The sequence below is a fragment of the Gordonia sp. NPDC057258 genome, assembly GCF_042668985.1.
Classification (GTDB): Bacteria; Actinomycetota; Actinomycetes; order Mycobacteriales; family Mycobacteriaceae; genus Gordonia; species Gordonia hongkongensis.
Genome location: NZ_JBHUXZ010000008.1, coordinates 105,447 through 123,196, shown reverse-complemented (window position 1 = coordinate 123,196; position 17,750 = coordinate 105,447). Strand labels below are relative to the sequence as shown.

Below are 17,750 nucleotides of genomic sequence, written 5' to 3'. Positions count from 1 at the left end.
ACCACGGTCGCCCGACGACGTCCAGCCACACCGGTCGTCGGCTGGTCAGGGCGTTGCGTGGCAGGAACAGACCGCAAAGAAGCTGCCGAACTGGGCACAACCTTGTAGGTCACTCTTCTGCAACGTAGGGTAAGAGATGCGGTTCAGGTAGAAGCTGCGTTCTAGAGCGTTGGGCGCCCAGGGCCTTCTCGCTTTCCACCATCACGCTCAATCCCTCTGACCGGGTGATCGTGAACTTGGGGTACTGACGCCGATTCGGCGCAGCACCAAGGCTTCCGATCCAGAAGTGACGGTCGTGGCCAGACGCACTTGACTGAATTGAGAACATCATGGCTCTCACCTCTTCGACCATCTTCCGTTCGGCGTTCGATCCCACTGCGGAGTCCGCGCCGAAGGCCCATTCCCACCAGTTGGTCTCCCCGAAATCGTATTGCGTGCAGGGTTTTTCCGGTAGCGTCGACCGCGACTCGGCAGCCGATTTCGCCGCCGCTCTCGACCGCGTGATCAGCGGCCCCGTCGACGGCATCGTCCTCGACTTCTCGGGCCTGAACTTCTTCGGGACCGTCGGGTTGGTGCTACTGCGCTCGTTCATCGACGACGCCGGTCGCCGATTCGTCCCAGTGGTGGTCGTGGGTGGCCGCGCGGTGACCCGCCCCCTCGAACTCTGCGGAATGGCGCCGTATGTCAAGACTTTCGAGTCCATCGAGGACGCGGGACGCGCTCTGACCCAGGATCAGGTCGGGCCGAGCACGATGGAGTTCACTGTCACCGAGTGAGCTCTGATCACCGTGCTGTCGTGATCTGACGCGCGATGTCGACCAGCTTGGTGTTCGAGTCCTGCGACAGGCGCTTCAGCAGGTCGAAGGCGGCCACCGCGTCGATGTCGAACCGTTCCATCAGCATGCCCTTGGCCTGACCGATGACGTCCCGGTTGGCCAGGGCGCTGTGGAACTGCTTGTCCTTCTTCACCTTGTTCCACGCGAGGGCGGCATGCGTCGCGAAGACCACCCCGATGTCCTCGGCGTGAAGGTCGAAGGCGAACGGCTCGTCGGCGTAGAGGTTCAACGCCCCGATCGACGTGGTGTCGGCGAAGAGCTGGAACGACAGGACGGAACGAATCGGCGTCTCGACGAGCGCGCGGCGGCGGTATTCGGGCCAGCGCTGCTCGTTCTCGAGGTCGTCGACTCGGACGATGCGATCGGCGAGCGCTGCCGAGATGCACGGTCCCTCACCGAGTTCCGCTTGAATACGGTCGTGTACGTCGGCAACGTCGTGCGTGGACCCGAACGACGCGATCGATTTTCGGTCGATTGCGACGGTGAGGCCGGCGTACGCGACTCCGGGGATGTCGACCAGCGCGTTCTCGACGATCGTCTTCGCAACCTGCTCGTCGGAGTCGTCGCCGTGTAATTCACGCGCCAGATCCGCGATCTTGCGGTGAACGTCATCGTCAGCCGGATCGGTCATGGTCGAACCCCTTTCGACGCCCGACGTGAGCGAACGACCACGGACGCGCATTGTTCGGCGTGCTCGTCCAACGTAACCCACTGCGCCACGTTCCGTGGGCGCCGGTGGTTACCGCCAGGCGCCTGACTGCCTCAGCGAAACGCCGCCGACCCGGTGAGTGCGCGCCCGATCGTGAGCTGGTGGACCTCCGAGGTCCCCTCGTAGGTGAGCACCGACTCCAGGTTGTTGGCGTGCCGGATCACCGGATACTCCAGAGTGATGCCATTCGCGCCCAGGATGGTTCGGCATTCGCGGGCGATCGCGATCGCCTCGCGGGTGCTGTTCAACTTGCCGGTGCTGACCTGCTCGGGCGTGAGTTCGCCGCGGTCCTTCAGACGGCCGAGGTGGTAGGCCAGCAGGTGACCCTTGCCCACCTCGAGCGCCATGTCGGCGATCTTGGTCTGGGTGATCTGGTAGCCGGCCAGCGGCTTGTCGAACACCTGGCGGGACTGCGCGTACTCGATGGCCGCCTCGAGGCAGTCGCGGGCGGCACCCATCGCCCCGAAGATGATCCCGAAGCGCGCCTCGCCGAGAGCGGTCAGCGGTCCGCGCAGCCCCTCCGCCTTCGGCAGCATCGCCGAGGCGGGAAGGCGCACGTCGTCGAACACGAGCTCGGAGGTGACCGAGGCGCGCAGCGACATCTTCTTGGTGATCTCCGGCGCCGAGAACCCCGGTGTGTCGGTCGGGACGACGAACCCGCGGATGCCGCCGGGACTGTCGGCGAGGTCGGTCTGCGCCCACACCACCGCGACGTCGGCGATCGAACCGTTGGTGATCCACATCTTCGTCCCGTTGAGCACCCAGTCGTCGCCGTCCCGCTTGGCGTGGGTGCGCATCCCCGACGGGTTGGACCCGAAGTCGGGCTCGGTCAGGCCGAAACAGCCGATCGCCTCGCCCGCCGCCATCCGCGGCAGCCACTCGTTCTTCTGCTCCTCCGAACCCCAGTGGTGGATGGAGAACATCGCCAGCGAGCCCTGCACCGAGACCAGGCTGCGGATGCCGGAGTCGACGGCCTCGAGTTCCAGGCACGTCAATCCGTAGGACATCGCGCTCATCCCGGGGCAGCCGTAGCCCTCGAGGTGCATGCCGAGCGCTCCGAGTCCGCCCAGCTCGCGGGCGATGTCGCGGGCCGGCAGCCGGGCATCCTCGACCCAGTCGGCGATGTGCGGACGCAACTTCGAGGCCGCGAAGTCCCGCACGCTGTCACGGATGGCGATCTCGTCGGCGTCGAGCAACGAGTCCAGGGCGAAGAGCTGGGGCAACGTGCTGGTGCGGGACATGGCGGACCTCCGTCGAGAATGGGACTCGCGGCGGGCGGGGGCCGTCGACGAGAACGTTTGCACGAACGTTTGCATCGCCTAAGGTAGGTGTTCGACGGCCGTCGGGTCAATCAGCAAGAGAGAGGATCAGCGTGGTCAGTGGTCAGCGCGCCCCCACGCTGAAGGAGATCGCCCGGCGTGCCGGCGTACACGTGTCCACCGCCTCCCGGGTGCTGCGACAGTCCGAGCCCGCCGACGGATGGTCGGCGTCGGCTCTGCGGGTGCGGGAGGTCGCCGACCAACTCGGCTACCAGCGCAATGTGTGGGCGGCCAGCCTGCGGACCCGCCGAACCACCACAATCGGGGTCGCGATGACCCGCCTCACCGACGGCGTCGTGGCCACGACCTACCAGGGCATCGAACAGGCCGCCACCCGGGCCGGGTACTCGGTCCTGCTGTCGTCCCCGCCCGACGAGGAAGCCGCTCAGCGACGGGCCATCGAACTCCTCGTCGGCCGGCAGGTCGACGGTCTGCTGCTGAGCGGACTACACCTGCCGGGCCGGGACTTCGTGGAGTCCCTGCGGGTCGGCGACCTCCCGATGCTCACCCTCACCCGGCACGCCGAGGCCGGACTCCCCTTCGTCGGCGGCGACGACGTGCGCGGCGGACGCATCGCCGCCCGGCATCTCCTGGAGCGCGGTCATACCGACCTCGCCGTCATCGGCGGGCCCGGCCACGCCACGACGGCCACCGACCGGCTCCGCGGGTTCCGCGCCGAGCTAGCTCATGCCGGGATCACGCTGTCCGACGACCGCATCGTCGCTTCCGACTTCGAGGTTCACGGCGGGACGGCGGCCGGGCGTGCATTGCTCGATCGTCCGGACCGTCCCCGGGCGATCTTCGCGGTGTCGGACACCATCGCCATCGGAGTCCTCGGTGTCGCCCGCGACCTCGGACTCCGCATCCCCGACGACCTCGCCCTGATCGGCTACAACGACATCCCGGTGGCCGCCCAACTCCCCGTGCCGCTCACGACGGTCCGCTCCCCTGCTCGGGAGATCGGCGAGACCGCGGTACGCGGCCTCCTCGACCTCGCCGCCGGGCGGGACGTCGAACCCCGCCGCCTCCCGGTCGAACTGATGGTTCGCGGAAGCACGTGACGCTCAGGGCGCAGAAGTACCCGAACGTTCCTGCGCCGCACGGAACATCGCGACGACCGCGGTGCGGACGTCGCCACGATCGCGGACCGGGCGATCCCAGACGAGCCGCACCCCGACGACCCCCTCGGGAACCGTGACATCGAACGTCGCTGCCTCGTGGTCGAATCCGGTCATCCGCGCCGCGACCGCGTCGGGCCGCCCGCCCAGCACACGGCAGATCAGCAGCGAGTCGTCGGCATGATCGTCGTTCATGTGTGCAAGCACGGCTGCCACGACATCCGGGCTGAATTGCGCTGAATCCGCAGTGTTCTCGTCAGTCACGCCCAGCCTCCTCGGCCTCGGGACGCACGAACCTCGAGACCCAGCCCCGGAAGTGGTCGACGTCGCCGCCGTGCTCCTCGAACCATCCCCACGCACCGCCGCGCGCACCGGTCACGTCCCCGACGACGAGTTCGATGGCCTCGCGCGGGGTGCGCAGGATCGGGGCGTCCAGCGTGGTGCCCGCCGGGATCCGCTTGCGGGACCGCAGACGCGCGAACACCCCGGCGATGCCGTCCTCGGTCCGGTGATAGTCGGTGACGACCGCTTCCTCGTCGACGCCCGCCAACAGCAGGGCGATCGCGATGATCACCCCGGTCCGGTCCTTGCCGGCAGCGCAGTGCACGAGCGTCGCGCCCTCGGAGTCGAACTCGTTCAGCGCGGCGGTGAGTCGATGCCCGCCCGTGCGCATCATCGCGGTGTAGATCTCGACGAGCGCGGTGTCGGCGAGGCGGTCGACGCGGGCACCCGAGGACACCGGACGGTGCACGACGCGAACGTTCGGCGGCCAGGTGACGGCCATCCGGCCCAGCTCGGTGGGGTCGCGCAGATCGACGACGGTCGCCGGCGGCCAGGGCAGGCCGACGGGGTCCTCGTCGTCGGGATACGGGGCATCGCTGCGGATCAGCACGTTGGCGGCGGTGACGCCGCCGCCGGCGAGCCGCATACCGCCCAGGTCCCGGATGTTGGCGAAGGTCCGCAGGTCAGAGGCGGAGGAGAGGGTCACGGCGGTCCCGATCGTCGATGTGCGCGGTGGTCGGTCGCACCTCACCTTACGCAGGCGATGGAACGGTTGGCGGGCTGACGTACCGTGGCGATGGTGACGACCTACCACTCCTACGAGCCGTCGCAGGGCCACCGACTCTCCCACGACCCGGTGAATGCCATCGTCGCGCCGCGGCCGATCGGCTGGATCTCGACGGTGTCCGACGACGGCGTCGGCAACCTCGCGCCCTACAGCTTCTTCAACCTCTTCAACTACACGCCGCCAATCGTCGGTTTCGCCAGCGTCGGTTACAAGGACACCGTCGCCAACTCGATCGGGTCCGGCGAGTTCGTCTGGAATCTCGCGACCGACGGCCTCGGCGAGCAGATGAACGCCACCTCGGCTGCGGTGCCCGCCGGCGAGGACGAGTTCGACGTCGCCGGCCTGACGCGCCTCGCCTCTGATCTCGTGGCCCCGCCACGGGTCGGCGAGAGTCCGGTGAGTTTCGAGTGCCGAACCACCCAGTCGTTCCAATTACGCACGGCCGCAGGCGACCTCGTCGACACCTGGATGGTGCTGGGCGAGGTGGTCAAGATCCACATCGCCACCCATCTGTTGCGCGACGACCAGACGTACGACACGGCCGGCGCTCGACCGCTGCTGCGCGCGGGCGGGCAGGGCGACTACTTCCTGCCCAGCGACGACCATCACCGGTTCATGAAACGGCCGAAACCGGCCACCCGCTAGCGGTTCCCTCCCGGCCGGTTCCGCTCACATCGCGCGGCGGATTTCGTCGTCGCTCGGCATCCCGGCCCGGGCACCGACCGCCGCGACGGACAGCGACGCCGCCGCGACACCACGTCTCGCCGCCTCGACGACCGTCGAGCCGGCGGCGAGCGCGGCCACGAACACGCCGTTGAAGGTGTCACCCGCACCGGTCGTGTCGACGACCCGCGCGACCCGTCCGGCGGGGAGCGAGATCACCTCGGACGCGGGGTCGGCGATCAGGACGCCATCGGCACCGAGGGTCACGAGAACCGGTGCGCCCGTTCGGGATGCGACCGCCGTCGCCTGTTCGGCCGCCGATATCTCCGGCGCGGCCACACCCTCGGAGACGAGTCCGTACAGGTCCCGCAGTTCAGAGGAGTTGGGCGTCAGTACCGGCGCCGACGCCAACAGGTCGACGGTCGACGGCAACACCGGGGCGGGGTTGACGACGCAGCGGATACCCCGGGCGGCGGCCGTCGTGACCGCCGCGGCGACGGCGTCGGCCGGGATCTCGGTGCTGACGAGGACACAGCCGGCCCAGCCCGCCGCACGGTCGACCGCGGCACGGACCTCGTCGGCACCGAGGACGGCATTCGCGCCTGCCCCGACCGCGATCTGGTTCTCCCCGTGCGGATCGACGACGATCAGCGCCATCCCGGTGGCGACGCCGTCGAGCACGTCCACGTCCGTCACGTCGACACCGGAGTCCCGCAGTTCGGCGAGTGCGCTCGCGCCCATGTCGTCGGAACCCACTGCGCCGCAATAGCGCACCTCGGCACCCGCACGCGCCGCGGCGACGGCGGCGTTCGCACCCTTGCCGCCGCCGTGACGTGTCACGCTCGGACCGACGACCGTCTCACCGGGCCCCGGCAGACGGTCGGTCGCCACCACGAGATCGTCGTTGACAGCGCCGACGACGAGAAGCCGGCCGGCTCGATCGAGGGAAGTCATCGTGCCTTCGTATCCGTCAGCGCACCCGGCGTCCAGTCCGGCCAGTCGGGTACGCCGGCGACCAGACCGTCGACGTACCGCGCGACGATGCGCGTGGTCGGTCGCTCATTGGCGTACACGGTTGCCAGGTCACTCCGCGCGATGGCCGTCCGGACGAGCGGCCACAGGCGTCGGAACCGCTCGCGGATCTTGACCTCCGGGACCGCGTGCCCGCCACTGTCCACGCGCAATCGGACGCGATGGACCGCGAGAGCCTCGGGGATCATCACGACGTGCAGCGCGACTCGGTATCCGGCGGTATGCGCACGTTCAATGAGCTCCAGTTTCGAGGGGTGCGAGAAGACCGTCTCGGCGATGAACGAGGTGCCGCGCTCGATGAGAGTGTCGCGGGTCGCCGCCGCCAACCGGGCGGCGTCGTAGGAATGGGCTTCCGCGGAGTCGGGCCACCGCTGCCGGGCGATCAGATCGGCGTTGACGAAGGGCACATGCAGCAGGGGTTGCAGATGACGCTCGACCAGCGTCGACTTGCCCGCGCCGTTGCATCCGACGACCAGATCGAGCCGCGGAGTCACTGCTCGAGGATGACGCTCGTCCCGTCGGGGCGGTGTTCGACGAGCCGTCCGGCGTCATCGACGACCACCGAGGACAACCCGGCCGAGGCACGACGAACCACGTGGTCGTCGGTCGTGAGCCGCGCTTCGAGATGAGCGTCGATCTCGGCGTCGTAGACGACGGCTTCCTCTGCGGTCAGCACTTCTCCCGGCAGATCGCCCGCCAGCGCGGCCTCGACCCGCTGACGCGACGCGGTGGTGCGCTGCGAGACGCTGCGCCCCAGACGCGCCCAGTGTTCGAGTTGCTGCCGCGCCGACCGCTGCTCTCGCGCGCCCTCCCGGGCCGCATCGGTCACCAATGCAGCAGACAGCCGGGTCACCTTGTCCGTACCGGTGCTCATCGCACACCTCCCGCGCGTGTGTAGCAGAGTGCTACATCGCCCCAGCATACGCCGACGAACCCGTCGACGGTCGTTGTCGCATGACCGTCGACGGGCGTCGGCACTGTCAGCCGGCCTCGCGCGTCACCGCGTGGACGCCGCGTCCCGCTTCGGCAGCACCCATCCCGGGCGCGGGAAGTGGCAGGTGTACCCGTTCGGGAAATTGAGCAGGTAGTCCTGATGTTCGGGCTCGGCCTGCCAGAACGGACCCAGCTCCTCGATCGTCGTGACCGCCTTGCCGGGCCACAGCCCTGACGCGTCGACGTCGGCGATGGTGTCCCGGGCGATCTGCTCCTGCTCCGGCGTCACCGGGAAGATCGCCGAGCGGTAGCTCGTGCCGACATCGTTCCCCTGCCGGTTGCGCGTGGTCGGGTCGTGGATCTGGAAGAAGAACGCCAGGATGTCGCGATACGACGTCTGGGTCGGGTCGAACACGATCTCGACGGCCTCCGCGTGACCGGGGTGGTTGCGATAGGTGGCGTGGTCGTTCTGTCCGCCGGTGTAGCCGACCCGGGTGTCCAGGACGCCGGGCTGCTTGCGGATCAGGTCTTCCATCCCCCAGAAGCATCCGCCCGCGAGGACCGCGGTCTCGGTGCCGGGACGGACGGTGATCTGGCCGGGGTCGGTCGTCATGCGTTCTCCTCCTGGGTATCGGTGGTGTGGGAATTCGTGGTGTGCGTGCCGCCGAACAGGCCGGCGTACTCGCCGTACCCCTCCGCCTCGAGCTCGCCAACCGGGATGAACCGCAACGAGGCGGAGTTCATGCAGTAGCGCTGTCCGCCGGCCTCGCGCGGCCCGTCGTCGAAGACGTGCCCGAGGTGACTGTCGGCGCCGGACGAGCGCACCTCGGTGCGTCGCATCCACAGCGTGCGGTCGGTCTTGGTGGCGACCGCGTCGGGCTCGATCGGCTTGGTGAAGCTCGGCCAGCCGGTGCCGCTGTCGTATTTGTCGGTGGACGAGAACAGCGGCTGTCCGGACACGACGTCGACGTAGAGGCCGGGTTCGTGGTTGTCCCAGTACTCGTTGTCGAAGGCACGCTCGGTGCCGTCACGCTGGGTGACGCGGTATTGGATGTCGGTGAGGCGGCTCAACGCCTCGGGGGTCTTGCGGTAGGTGTTGCTCACGTTTCCTCCTGCTGACGCTCCCTCGGCTCCGTCGAGCGACGGCGCTCGGAGGGCGTCACCGTGCACAACACCACCATGCCCCGATTTGGTCCCGCGACGCCAAGGGCCGCCGCCCACCGGGGTGGACGACGGCCCGGAGGGTCGTCAGCGCGTCGATCAGCCCACGACGTCGCGACCGAAGATCTGCCGCGCGAGCACCCACCGCTGTACCTCGCTGGCGCCCTCGTAGATCTCCCCGATCTTGCTGTCCCGGTACAGGGCCTCGACCGGACCCGACGAGTCGTCGTCGCCGAGCTCTTGCGTGAATCCGAAGCCGCCGAACGCCTGGACCGCGTCGCGGGCCATCTGGACCGCGACCTCGGTGCCGCGCAGCTTGGCCATCGCCGCCTCCGGTTCGGGAAAGCGCGTTCCGGCGTCGAGCCGCATCGCGGCCTTGATGTACAGGTCGCGCGAGATCGCGATCTCGGTCGCGCGGTCGGCCATCAGGAACTGCCAGTGCTGCCGGGCTGCGAGCGGTTCGCCGAAGGCCACCCGGGTGCGCAGGTGGGCAGCGGTGCGGTCGAAGGCGGCTTGCGCCATGCCCACACCCGCCGCCGCGATCCCGATACGTCCGTAGGTCAGCGTCTGCAGGGCGACCTTCAGCCCGCCGCCCTCGGTCCCGAGCAGGGACTCACGCCCCAGCTCCACCTCGTCGAGGTGCACGTCGGCGGTGATCTGGCCCTTGTTCCCGAGCTTGCGATCCGGCGTACCCACCCGGACCCCCGGGGTGTCGGTCGGGACGATGAACGTCGAGAGCCGGTCACCGGTGCGAGCGAGGACCACGACGAACGCGGCGACGACGGAATTGGTGATCCACCGCTTGCGCCCGTTCAGCACCCATCCGTCGCCGCGGCGGTGCGCCACGGTCCGGACCGCCTCGGGTGAGAGATCGCTCGACGCGGCCGGCTCGCTGGTGGCGAAGGAGCCGACGATCTCGCCGGCGACGACCGGGGCCAGCCACCTGCGGCGCTGCTCCGGCGTGCCCTGGTTGACGGCATTGCCCGCGAGGATGCAGTGGACGTCGAAGATCGCGGCGACGCTGTTGGAGAAGTACGCCACTTCTTCGACGGCGGTGGCCGTCGCGGTGGCCGGGTGAGCCAGTCCGTCGCCGCCGACATCGGCCGCGAAGGGGATGCGGTAGATCCCCGCCGTGGCCAGCCGATCGAACACGTCACGTGGGAAGCCGTCGAGTCGCTCGTCGCCCCGCGCGATCCGGTCGGCCACCGGCGCGACGTCGCGAAGCGCGACCTGCCGAACCCTGCGACGGACCTCGACTACCTCCTCGGGCGACACGAGGTCGTGGTACAGGGTGTCGGCGATCCGCGGCGGATGGTCGGGCATGTCGTCGGACGACGACACCCTGGTGATGTCGATGACAGTCAAGGAGTCTCCTGTTCTGATCGAACCGATCGACCCGGCTCAGACCGGCGCATCGGCCACGGCACGGGAGTGCTCGATCTCGTCGGGCATCAGTTCGACGACCGCCTCGGCCTCCGGCGCGGGCCCGCCCGGTCCGAAGTCGGCGAAGGCGGTGATGTGCTCGTCGAGCGGGAGCGGATTGGGCGTGCCGTAGGTGAAGTAGGTCTCCCACGGCAGCTTCGCACCGCCGACGGCCAGACCGGTGTCGATGTCGGACATCTGCCAGGTCTTCGTCTCGGCGGACGGATCGAGATGCAGGTATCCGGACTCGCCGAACAACTCGATGCGGTTGCCACCGGGTTCGAACACGTAGAGGAACTGACCCTGGGTGATCCCGTGTCGGTCCGGGCCGGCCTCGATGCGGATGTCGTACTCGCGGAACATCTCCGCGGCGTCGATGTTGTGCTGACCCGTGCCGTAGTAGAAGGCGAGGTGATGCAGTTTGCCGCGCCCGCCGGTCATGTCGCGCATGCAGGCGACCTCGTGGCCGAGGATGTTCGAACTCATCCAGGCGCCGATCTCGACATCACCGTCGACGACGCGCTCGGTGGTGCGGAACCCGAGGTGGCGTTCGAACTCGGTCTTGACCGCGGTGACGTCCGAGGCCATCAGGTTGAGGTGGTCGATGCGCTTGACCGGAATCCCCTGCAACGGCTTCTTCGACGGCCGGGTGAGGATCTTGCTCTGCAGTTCCGGTGGCGCGACGTAGGTCTCGGCTTCCCACACCAGCGCGAAGTCGTGACCGTCGGCGGTCTTGTATGCCAGCGTCTTGCCGTAGCCGAATTCGTCTTCGTGCCAGGAGGTGTCGATGTTCGCACCCTGCAGCGAGGCGGCACGGCGTTCGAGCGCCTCCGGAGAGCTGGTCCGCAGGCCGGCATGACCCATCCCGGGCTCGGCGGCCTCGGTGATCTTCAGACTCCAGGGGTAGGGGTCCTCGTAGGCCCGCAGGTAGACGGACTGGCCTTCGCGCCGGGTGACGTACATGCCCAGGAATCGGGTGAAGAAGTCGAGGGTCTCCTGCGGCTTCGGGGTCAACAGTTCGGCACGGGCGAGGTGCGCGACATCGAAGCGTGCGGCGTTCTCGGTCATCGTTTCTCCTGTGGATCGGGCGCCACCGGATCTCGGTGGCTGCTGGCTGATGAGCCTCAGCATGGCGACGAGATGTGACTGCCGTCACCGCCATTCGGGATATCCGAACAACGGTGTCGCCGATGCGCTCCGCGTTCGGACTGCCCGTGCCTTGGCCCCGGAGACGGCAACCGCTCCTTAGGTTCGGTGTCGAGCACGCCGACGGCAACCGAGACCGAACGTGCGCACGAGCAGAGGAGACATGCGATGAGCCGGTTGACCGCCGCCATTGTGGGATCGGGCAACATCGGGACGGACCTGATGTACAAACTGCTGCGGTCCGAGTACGTAGAACCGGTCCACATGGTCGGGATCGATTCCGCCAGTGAGGGTTTGCGCCGGGCGCGCGAGGAAGGACTCGAGGCGTCGGCCGAGGGCGTGGACTGGTTGCTACGGCAGTCCTCGCCCCCCGACCTCGTCTTCGAGGCCACCTCCGCCAAGGTCCACGCCGCCGTCGCGCCCCGCTACGCCGACGCGGGGATCACCGCGATCGATCTGACGCCCGCCTCGGTCGGCCCTTACGTCGTCCCCGCGGTCAACCTCCGCGAACACGTGAACGCGCCCAACGTGAACATGGTGAGCTGCGCCGGGCAAGCCACCATCCCGATCCTCCACGCGATCAACCAGGCCGCCGACGCCGCCTACGGAGAGATCGTCGCGGCCATCGCGTCGGCGAGTGCGGGTCCGGGAACGCGGCAGAATCTGAGCGAGTTCAGCGAGAAGACGGGGCGCGCCCTGGCGCAGGTCGCGGGAGCGGACCGGGCCAAGGCGATCTCGGTGATCAACCCGGCCGAACCGCCGATGAACATGCGCGACACGGTGTATGCGAAAGTGCGCAACCCTGATCCCGTGGCCATCGAACGCGCCGTGGTCGACATGGTCGCCGAGGTCCAGCGCTACGTCCCCGGTTACACCCTCAAGCTCGTCGACACCGATGGCGATCTGGTGACCGTGATGCTCGAGGTCGTCGGCGCCGGCGACTTCTTACCCACGTACGCAGGCAATCTCGACATCATCACCGCGGCCGCCGTGCAGGTCGCCGAGGTGATGGCGCAGGAGAGGGCCGCCACAGCGACACTTCAGACAGGAGCACTGCGATGACCAGCCAGTCCCCGGCCCGCGGGCCACGATCGGTCACCCTCGTCGACACGACGCTGCGTGACGGGATGTCGAGTGTCTCGCACCGGTTCACCACCCGCGACGTCGCCGCCATCGCGGCCGGCCTCGACCGGGCCGGCGTCCCGACAATCGAAGTGGCACACGGCATCGGTCTCGGTGCGTCGTCGGTCCAGTACGGCTTCGCCGCGGCCACCGACCCCGAGTACGTGCGCGCCGCCGTCGACGCGGTCGACAACGCCGACATCGCGGCCCTCTACGTACCGGGCATCGCGACGCTGAACGAACTGCAGGCGGCGGTGGACGCCGGCATCTCGACCGTCCGCGTCGCCGTCCACTGCACCGAAGCCGATTGCGGGCAGCAGCCTGTCCAATGGGCGAAGGAGAACGGTCTCACCGTGATGACCTTTCTCATGATGAGCCACAAACTCGAACCCGACGCACTCGCCGAGCAGGCGGCCAAGCTCGACTCCTACGGCGCCGACGTCGTGTACGTCGTCGACTCCGCAGGTGCGCTCGTCCCGCGGCAGGCCGGCGAGCGGGTCGCGGCACTGCGCGAGGCGATCTCCGCGGACATCGGTTTCCATGCCCACAACAACCTCGGTGTCGGGATCGCCAACGCGCTCACCGCCGCCGAGAACGGCGCCACCTACATCGACGGCTCGCTCCGAGGGCTCGGCGCGAGCGCGGGCAACGCCCAGACCGAAGTCCTCGCCGCCGCATTCGAACGCGCCGGCTGGGACACCGGCGTCGAGCTGTTCCCGCTCATCGACACCGCCGAGAACGTCGTGGCCCCACTGATGACCGAGCCGCAGATCGTCGACGAGACCGCTCTCGTACTGGGATACGCCGGGGTGTACTCGACGTTCTTCCACCCCACCAAGCGCGCTGCGAAGAAGTTCGGGGTCCCGGCCCGGGACATCCTGCTCGAACTCGGCCGGCGCGGGGTGATCGGCGGCCAGGAAGACATGATCATCGATGTGGCCTCGGAACTCGCGGGCCGCACGTACGAGACGCCCGTCGCGGCAGAGGTGTGACGCAATGACTCTTTCCAGCCATCTGACAAGCACCGATCAGAACGGTACCGCCGAGGTCCGCCACCTCATCGGGGATGAGTGGCGCACAGCTTCGGACGGTGCGACGTTCGAGTCGCGCGACCCGCATGACGGCACGTTGCTCGCGCGGGTGGCGCGCGGCACCGCCGACGACGGTCTCGCTGCGATCGACTCTGCCCGAGCAGCTTTCGACGACGGGCCGTGGCCGCAGATGTCGGCCAAGGAACGCGCGGCGATCCTGCATGCGGTCGCCGACGCAGTCGACGACCACCGAGAAGAGCTGGCGCAGCTCGAGACCCGCGACGGCGGCAAGACGATCACGCAGTCGCTGCATGCCGAGGTCCCGCGGGTGGCCCACAATCTGCGGTTCTTTGCCGATTACGTCTCGATGGCCGCAAACGAGGCCTACCCGGACGGCGACCTGCTGTCCTACGTCCTCTATCCACCTGCCGGAGTCGTGTCCGCGATCAGCCCGTGGAACGCGCCGCTCATGTTGGCGACGTGGAAGATCGCGCCCGCGTTGGCTTTCGGCAACACCGTCGTCCTCAAACCCGCGCCCCAGACCCCGTTGACCGCCAATCGGTTCGCACAGATCGCACTCGAAGCCGGCCTGCCCCCGGGGGTGCTCAACGTCGTCCACGGCTTCGGGGGCGAGGCCGTCGCGGGGCCGCTGACGTCCGATCCACGCGTCGACCGCATCACCTTCACCGGGTCGAGCGCCACCGGCGTGAAGATCCTGCAGGCGGCCGCGGCGAACCACACGCCGGTCTCGGCCGAGATGGGTGGCAAGTCGGCCAACATCGTGTTCGCCGACGCCGATCTCGATGTGGCCGTGCCGATGTCCCTTCGGGCCATCTTCGGCGGCAACGGGCAGGTCTGCCTGTCGGGTTCGCGACTGCTGGTGCAGAACTCGATCCGCGAGCAGTTCGTCGAGCGCTTCGTCGAGGAGGCGCGGAAGCTCGTGGTCGGGGACCCGAAGGACCCGACGACGTTCATGGGGCCGCTCATCGAGCAGCGGCACCTCGACAAGGTGCACAGCTACGTCGAACTCGCGCAGGATGAAGGCGGCAAGATCATCACCGGCGGCGAACGACTCACCGACTCCGATCGGGCGGGCGGCTTCTACTATCCGCCGACCGTCATCACCGGCCTGACCAACGACTCCCGTACGGCACGTGAGGAGATCTTCGGTCCCGTCGAGACGGTTCTGGGCTTCGACACCGAAGAGGAGGCGCTGCGCATCACCAATGACTCCCCCTACGGTCTCGCCGGAATCCTGTTCACGCAGAACCTCGATCGGGCTCATCGGATGGCGGCTCGCTGGAAGGCCGGCACGGTGTGGATCAACACCTTCTTCGAACGCGATCTCCGACTGCCCTTCGGCGGCGAGGGCATCAGCGGCCTGGGTCGCGAGGGTGGCCAGTACTCCCGGGAGTTCTTCACCGAGCCGCGCGCGGTGACGCTCCGCATCCGGAAGTAGGCCCGTGTTGGGAACAGGAACCGTGCCGGCAACCGAGACATGCGTCGTCGTCGGCGCGACCGGCGCGATGGGGACCGTGATCACACGACGCCTGGTGGCGCGGGGGATGCGGGTTCTCGCGGTGGGGCGTCGTGCCGATGAACTCGAACGGCTGTCCGCGACAGACGATCTCATCGTCTCGTGCGTCGCCGACATCGCCGAGGACGGCTCCGTGGACTCGATCCGCGGACATCTCGAAGGAACCGTGCGGCTCGCGGTGTTCGCGGCCGGCCTGCCGGTCCGAGGCTCCGCGGACGCGATCGAGCCGTCGCTGCTGGCCACCGCCGCCAACATCAAGGTGGCCGGCACTGTCCGGTTGCTGCGAGCCGTCCGCGACCATCTCGCCGAGGGCTCGCGGTTCGTCGCGGTCGCGGGTTCACTCGGACTCGAGCCGGGCCCCCTCGACGCGGGCCCGGGCACCGCCAACGCCGCATTGTTCAATCTGATGCGACAGATCGGCGCGTTGTACGGACCCCGAGGGGTCACGGTCCACACGATCGCGCCGGGACCCATCGACACCCCTCGGTTGCGTGCCTTCGTCGACACCGAATCGCGCGAGACCGGTGCTGCGCCGCAGGACATCTGGGACCGGTACACAGCCAAGACCTCGCTGGGTCGCCTGCCCATCCTCGACGAGATCGCCTGGCTCGTCGAGATGTTGCTCGAGCCCCAGGCCGCCGTGCTGCACGGCAGCGTCCTCAACGCCGACGGCGGAACTCGCCACGGCATCCAGTAGCCCGATCCCCCACGGACACGGGCACTTCCGATCGGAGCCGACATGCCGGTTGCACACTTTCACATCCCCGCGGGCACCGCGTCCACCGAGCAGCGCGCCGCTCTGCTGACCGACGCGAGCGGGACCTACTCCCGCATCCTCGACTCACCGATCGAGCGGGTACGCGCTTTCATCGTGCAGTACGACCCGACCGACCTCGCCGTCGGCGGACAGCTCGTCGCCGACGGCGGCACGATCGCGCCGTACTTCACCGCGATCGTGCTCGCAGGCCGTCCGGCGCAGCAGCGTTCGGACCTCCTGGCCGCGTTCACCGATCTCGTCGTCGAGCACCTGGACGTTGAACGCTCGGGCGTCCGTGGACAGATTGTCGAGGTGGCGCCGGAGAATTGGGGTATCGCCGGCGTGCCGGCGAGTGATGTCCGGGCGTCGGAGATCGCACTCCGCGCGGCTCGCTGAGCCCGACACATCTACACTGTGGAGTTGTCAGAGGTCGTGTGGCGCCGGAGTCGACGCCGGAGAGTCTGGGCGCGGTGGTTCTAGGGTTGGCGACTACACGAGGGCGTCGTCGAGTCGCATGGTGCGGCGGTTGTAGGCAGGCCGGGGTAACCGTCGGGGGTCGATGTCGGCCGGCGGGATCAGCCACGGATGCCGATCAGGACCCATCACCACCTCCCAGCCATGGTGATGGACCTGGGTATGGCAGCGCTGACACAGCAAGCACCCGTTGTCCAGATCAGTCGGACCACCATCAGCCCAATGGACGAGATGGTGGACCTGCATATGCGCGGCGGGGGCAACGCATTTCACACAGCACATATCGCGAACGATGATCGCTCGACGTGAGTGGTGTGGGAACAGCCGATTCGTGGTGCCCATCCGCAACGGCACGCCCTCGGTGTCGAGCACGATCTCGGCCACCCCACCGTCGCAGGACAGTCGTCGTGCCGTCGACGCCGTGACCGCACCGACCCACGGCAACCGCGCCGGATCGGTGTTGTCGGCCGGGATGGTCACCAGCACCTGGGTGCGGGGCGCGCCAGCGGTGGTCATCGCCGCACCGACCGCCGCCTGATCCAGCAGCAACTCCAGGCCATCAGCACGGCGTTGCCCGGCGTCACGCCGATCCTGGGCACCGTCGGATTCCGGCCGCGGGCACGACCGTTCGTCGATCATCGACAGGAACTTCTCCCCGATCACCGCGGTCACATCCGCGGCGAACGCGACTCTGCCCTGCTCGGTCACCCGCGTGTGCACGGTGTTCAACGACGCGTCATCAGCCGCCGCAACCGTGTCGGAGTCGGCATCCGCGAGGCGGGCAGCGAGATCGCGGGCGTGAGAGTCGATCTCGGCCGGGGTGGCCCCGGAAAATGCCTGGGTGAGCAGTTCGGTCTCGAACACCTGCCGATCCTCATTCGACAGCGCAGCGGCAGAACCTTTCTCGGCCACACAGATTCCGCGCACCACCGCATCGACACACTCGGCAGACAGGTACCCCTCGGCCGCGCAGTCGGCGAGATTCGGCAACGACGCCAGGCCGCCGGCGACCCGCACACCCGTACGCGACCGAAGGCGGCATCCCCATCTCGACCAGCGTGACTCGCGTCGTCGAACCCGCCCGCGCAGCCGCGCCCGACGCGTCGAACAGTGCGATATGGACGGCGATCTGATGTTCCAGGACGTTGCGCAGCACACGCAGTTCGTCGAGTCGGTCGAACACCGCGCGGCCACTGCCGTCGTCGGGCGGTGACTGCAAGGCGATGAGAGTGTCGCGGAGCTCGGTGATCGAGGGCATGACACCAAGGTACTCGCCGACACGTTCGACGACGAGGTTCATCCACAAGCAATCTTCGATGAAGATACTTGTCGGGCAATGGATGTCACTCACACCCCAGCGGTGAACCGTGGTGGACTGTGGTGAACAAGAACCCCACCAGCCACACGGGTCAGCGTCTACA

Annotated in this window: 19 protein-coding genes and 1 pseudogene; 8 read left to right on the top strand and 12 right to left on the bottom strand. The window is 68.3% G+C overall.

The window, feature by feature from the left end:
• Nucleotides 1–329: 329 nt before the first annotated feature.
• Nucleotides 330–776 carry an STAS domain-containing protein gene (locus ACFUEJ_RS08545; protein WP_065632496.1) on the top strand — a complete coding sequence of 149 codons (447 nt, stop codon included), beginning with the start codon at nucleotides 330–332 and terminating at the stop codon, nucleotides 774–776.
• 7 nt (nucleotides 777–783) lie between these two features.
• Here ACFUEJ_RS08545 and ACFUEJ_RS08540 read toward each other — a convergent pair whose 3' ends face one another.
• Nucleotides 784–1,467 carry a GAF and ANTAR domain-containing protein gene (locus ACFUEJ_RS08540; protein ID WP_065632495.1) on the bottom strand — a complete coding sequence of 228 codons (684 nt, stop codon included), beginning with the start codon at nucleotides 1,465–1,467 and terminating at the stop codon, nucleotides 784–786.
• Between the two features lie 131 nt (nucleotides 1,468–1,598).
• Complete coding sequence (locus tag ACFUEJ_RS08535) at nucleotides 1,599–2,786, bottom strand: acyl-CoA dehydrogenase family protein (RefSeq protein WP_280360205.1); 1,188 nt, start codon at nucleotides 2,784–2,786, stop codon at nucleotides 1,599–1,601.
• A gap of 131 nt (nucleotides 2,787–2,917) precedes the next feature.
• Between ACFUEJ_RS08535 and ACFUEJ_RS08530 the strand changes: the two genes are divergently transcribed.
• On the top strand, nucleotides 2,918–3,925 hold the full coding sequence (locus ACFUEJ_RS08530) for a LacI family DNA-binding transcriptional regulator (RefSeq protein WP_388028665.1): 1,008 nt from the start codon (nucleotides 2,918–2,920) through the stop codon (nucleotides 3,923–3,925).
• Between the two features lie 3 nt (nucleotides 3,926–3,928).
• Here ACFUEJ_RS08530 and ACFUEJ_RS08525 read toward each other — a convergent pair whose 3' ends face one another.
• Both ACFUEJ_RS08525 and ACFUEJ_RS08520 read right to left on the bottom strand, forming a co-directional pair.
• The gene (locus ACFUEJ_RS08525) at nucleotides 3,929–4,246 is read right to left on the bottom strand and encodes a DUF2470 domain-containing protein (protein ID WP_388028663.1); all 318 of its coding nucleotides are present in this window, start codon (nucleotides 4,244–4,246) and stop codon (nucleotides 3,929–3,931) included.
• Nucleotides 4,239–4,970 carry a tyrosine-protein phosphatase gene (locus tag ACFUEJ_RS08520; protein ID WP_388028661.1) on the bottom strand — a complete coding sequence of 244 codons (732 nt, stop codon included), beginning with the start codon at nucleotides 4,968–4,970 and terminating at the stop codon, nucleotides 4,239–4,241. Before ACFUEJ_RS08520 ends, ACFUEJ_RS08525 begins: the two co-directional genes overlap by 8 nt.
• Before the next feature lie 93 nt (nucleotides 4,971–5,063).
• Here ACFUEJ_RS08520 and ACFUEJ_RS08515 point away from each other — a divergent pair, with 93 nt between their 5' ends.
• The gene (locus tag ACFUEJ_RS08515; protein ID WP_137809472.1) at nucleotides 5,064–5,696 is read left to right on the top strand and encodes a flavin reductase family protein; all 633 of its coding nucleotides are present in this window, start codon (nucleotides 5,064–5,066) and stop codon (nucleotides 5,694–5,696) included.
• A 24-nt stretch (nucleotides 5,697–5,720) separates the two neighbouring features.
• Here the strand turns inward: ACFUEJ_RS08515 and ACFUEJ_RS08510 are convergent, their stop codons facing one another.
• The 7 genes from ACFUEJ_RS08510 to ACFUEJ_RS08480 form a co-directional block, all read right to left on the bottom strand.
• Nucleotides 5,721–6,668, bottom strand: a complete 948-nt coding sequence (locus tag ACFUEJ_RS08510; RefSeq protein WP_388028657.1) for a PfkB family carbohydrate kinase — start codon at nucleotides 6,666–6,668, stop codon at nucleotides 5,721–5,723.
• The gene (locus ACFUEJ_RS08505) at nucleotides 6,665–7,240 is read right to left on the bottom strand and encodes a zeta toxin family protein (RefSeq protein ID WP_247450284.1); all 576 of its coding nucleotides are present in this window, start codon (nucleotides 7,238–7,240) and stop codon (nucleotides 6,665–6,667) included. The genes ACFUEJ_RS08510 and ACFUEJ_RS08505 overlap by 4 nt, the downstream gene beginning before the upstream one ends.
• On the bottom strand, nucleotides 7,237–7,620 hold the full coding sequence (locus tag ACFUEJ_RS08500; RefSeq protein ID WP_058249717.1) for a hypothetical protein: 384 nt from the start codon (nucleotides 7,618–7,620) through the stop codon (nucleotides 7,237–7,239). Before ACFUEJ_RS08500 ends, ACFUEJ_RS08505 begins: the two co-directional genes overlap by 4 nt.
• 123 nt (nucleotides 7,621–7,743) lie before the next feature.
• Nucleotides 7,744–8,292: a peptide-methionine (S)-S-oxide reductase MsrA gene (msrA, locus tag ACFUEJ_RS08495; protein WP_068970820.1), complete on the bottom strand. Its 549-nt coding sequence runs from the start codon at nucleotides 8,290–8,292 to the stop codon at nucleotides 7,744–7,746.
• Nucleotides 8,289–8,783: a peptide-methionine (R)-S-oxide reductase MsrB gene (gene msrB / locus ACFUEJ_RS08490; protein ID WP_058249715.1), complete on the bottom strand. Its 495-nt coding sequence runs from the start codon at nucleotides 8,781–8,783 to the stop codon at nucleotides 8,289–8,291. Before msrB ends, msrA begins: the two co-directional genes overlap by 4 nt.
• Before the next feature lie 156 nt (nucleotides 8,784–8,939).
• On the bottom strand, nucleotides 8,940–10,163 hold the full coding sequence (locus ACFUEJ_RS08485) for an acyl-CoA dehydrogenase family protein (RefSeq protein WP_247452150.1): 1,224 nt from the start codon (nucleotides 10,161–10,163) through the stop codon (nucleotides 8,940–8,942).
• Nucleotides 10,164–10,241: 78 nt separating this feature from the next.
• Nucleotides 10,242–11,330: a VOC family protein gene (locus tag ACFUEJ_RS08480; protein ID WP_247450287.1), complete on the bottom strand. Its 1,089-nt coding sequence runs from the start codon at nucleotides 11,328–11,330 to the stop codon at nucleotides 10,242–10,244.
• 246 nt (nucleotides 11,331–11,576) lie between these two features.
• On the opposite strand from ACFUEJ_RS08480, the gene ACFUEJ_RS08475 reads away from it, so the two are divergent.
• Genes ACFUEJ_RS08475 through ACFUEJ_RS08455 form a run of 5 tightly spaced genes read left to right on the top strand, consistent with a single transcriptional unit; the run spans nucleotide 11,577 to nucleotide 16,251 of the window.
• Entirely contained in the window at nucleotides 11,577–12,470 is an 894-nt protein-coding gene (locus ACFUEJ_RS08475; protein WP_078113761.1) for an acetaldehyde dehydrogenase (acetylating), read from the top strand.
• Nucleotides 12,467–13,522 carry a 4-hydroxy-2-oxovalerate aldolase gene (gene dmpG, locus ACFUEJ_RS08470; RefSeq protein ID WP_388028652.1) on the top strand — a complete coding sequence of 352 codons (1,056 nt, stop codon included), beginning with the start codon at nucleotides 12,467–12,469 and terminating at the stop codon, nucleotides 13,520–13,522. Before ACFUEJ_RS08475 ends, dmpG begins: the two co-directional genes overlap by 4 nt.
• Before the next feature lie 4 nt (nucleotides 13,523–13,526).
• Complete coding sequence (locus ACFUEJ_RS08465) at nucleotides 13,527–15,020, top strand: aldehyde dehydrogenase (RefSeq protein WP_338855921.1); 1,494 nt, start codon at nucleotides 13,527–13,529, stop codon at nucleotides 15,018–15,020.
• Between the two features lie 22 nt (nucleotides 15,021–15,042).
• Nucleotides 15,043–15,795 carry an SDR family NAD(P)-dependent oxidoreductase gene (locus tag ACFUEJ_RS08460; protein WP_388028649.1) on the top strand — a complete coding sequence of 251 codons (753 nt, stop codon included), beginning with the start codon at nucleotides 15,043–15,045 and terminating at the stop codon, nucleotides 15,793–15,795.
• Between the two features lie 42 nt (nucleotides 15,796–15,837).
• Nucleotides 15,838–16,251 carry a 4-oxalocrotonate tautomerase family protein gene (locus tag ACFUEJ_RS08455; RefSeq protein WP_388028646.1) on the top strand — a complete coding sequence of 138 codons (414 nt, stop codon included), beginning with the start codon at nucleotides 15,838–15,840 and terminating at the stop codon, nucleotides 16,249–16,251.
• A gap of 93 nt (nucleotides 16,252–16,344) precedes the next feature.
• Here ACFUEJ_RS08455 and ACFUEJ_RS08450 read toward each other — a convergent pair.
• Nucleotides 16,345–17,587 (bottom strand): annotated as a pseudogene (locus tag ACFUEJ_RS08450) (DUF222 domain-containing protein).
• Between the last annotated feature and the right edge of the window lie 163 nt (nucleotides 17,588–17,750).

Coding starts and splice junctions, on each gene's coding strand:
- ACFUEJ_RS08545 (WP_065632496.1), top strand. CDS start 330: ATGGCTCTCACCTCTTCGACCATCTTCCGTTCGGCGTTCGATCCCACT.
- ACFUEJ_RS08540 (WP_065632495.1), bottom strand. CDS start 1,467: ATGACCGATCCGGCTGACGATGACGTTCACCGCAAGATCGCGGATCTG.
- ACFUEJ_RS08535 (WP_280360205.1), bottom strand. CDS start 2,786: ATGTCCCGCACCAGCACGTTGCCCCAGCTCTTCGCCCTGGACTCGTTG.
- ACFUEJ_RS08510 (WP_388028657.1), bottom strand. CDS start 6,668: ATGACTTCCCTCGATCGAGCCGGCCGGCTTCTCGTCGTCGGCGCTGTC.
- ACFUEJ_RS08500 (WP_058249717.1), bottom strand. CDS start 7,620: ATGAGCACCGGTACGGACAAGGTGACCCGGCTGTCTGCTGCATTGGTG.
- msrA (WP_068970820.1), bottom strand. CDS start 8,292: ATGACGACCGACCCCGGCCAGATCACCGTCCGTCCCGGCACCGAGACC.
- ACFUEJ_RS08485 (WP_247452150.1), bottom strand. CDS start 10,163: ATGCCCGACCATCCGCCGCGGATCGCCGACACCCTGTACCACGACCTC.
- ACFUEJ_RS08480 (WP_247450287.1), bottom strand. CDS start 11,330: ATGACCGAGAACGCCGCACGCTTCGATGTCGCGCACCTCGCCCGTGCC.
- ACFUEJ_RS08475 (WP_078113761.1), top strand. CDS start 11,577: ATGAGCCGGTTGACCGCCGCCATTGTGGGATCGGGCAACATCGGGACG.
- dmpG (WP_388028652.1), top strand. CDS start 12,467: ATGACCAGCCAGTCCCCGGCCCGCGGGCCACGATCGGTCACCCTCGTC.
- ACFUEJ_RS08465 (WP_338855921.1), top strand. CDS start 13,527: ATGACTCTTTCCAGCCATCTGACAAGCACCGATCAGAACGGTACCGCC.
- ACFUEJ_RS08455 (WP_388028646.1), top strand. CDS start 15,838: ATGCCGGTTGCACACTTTCACATCCCCGCGGGCACCGCGTCCACCGAG.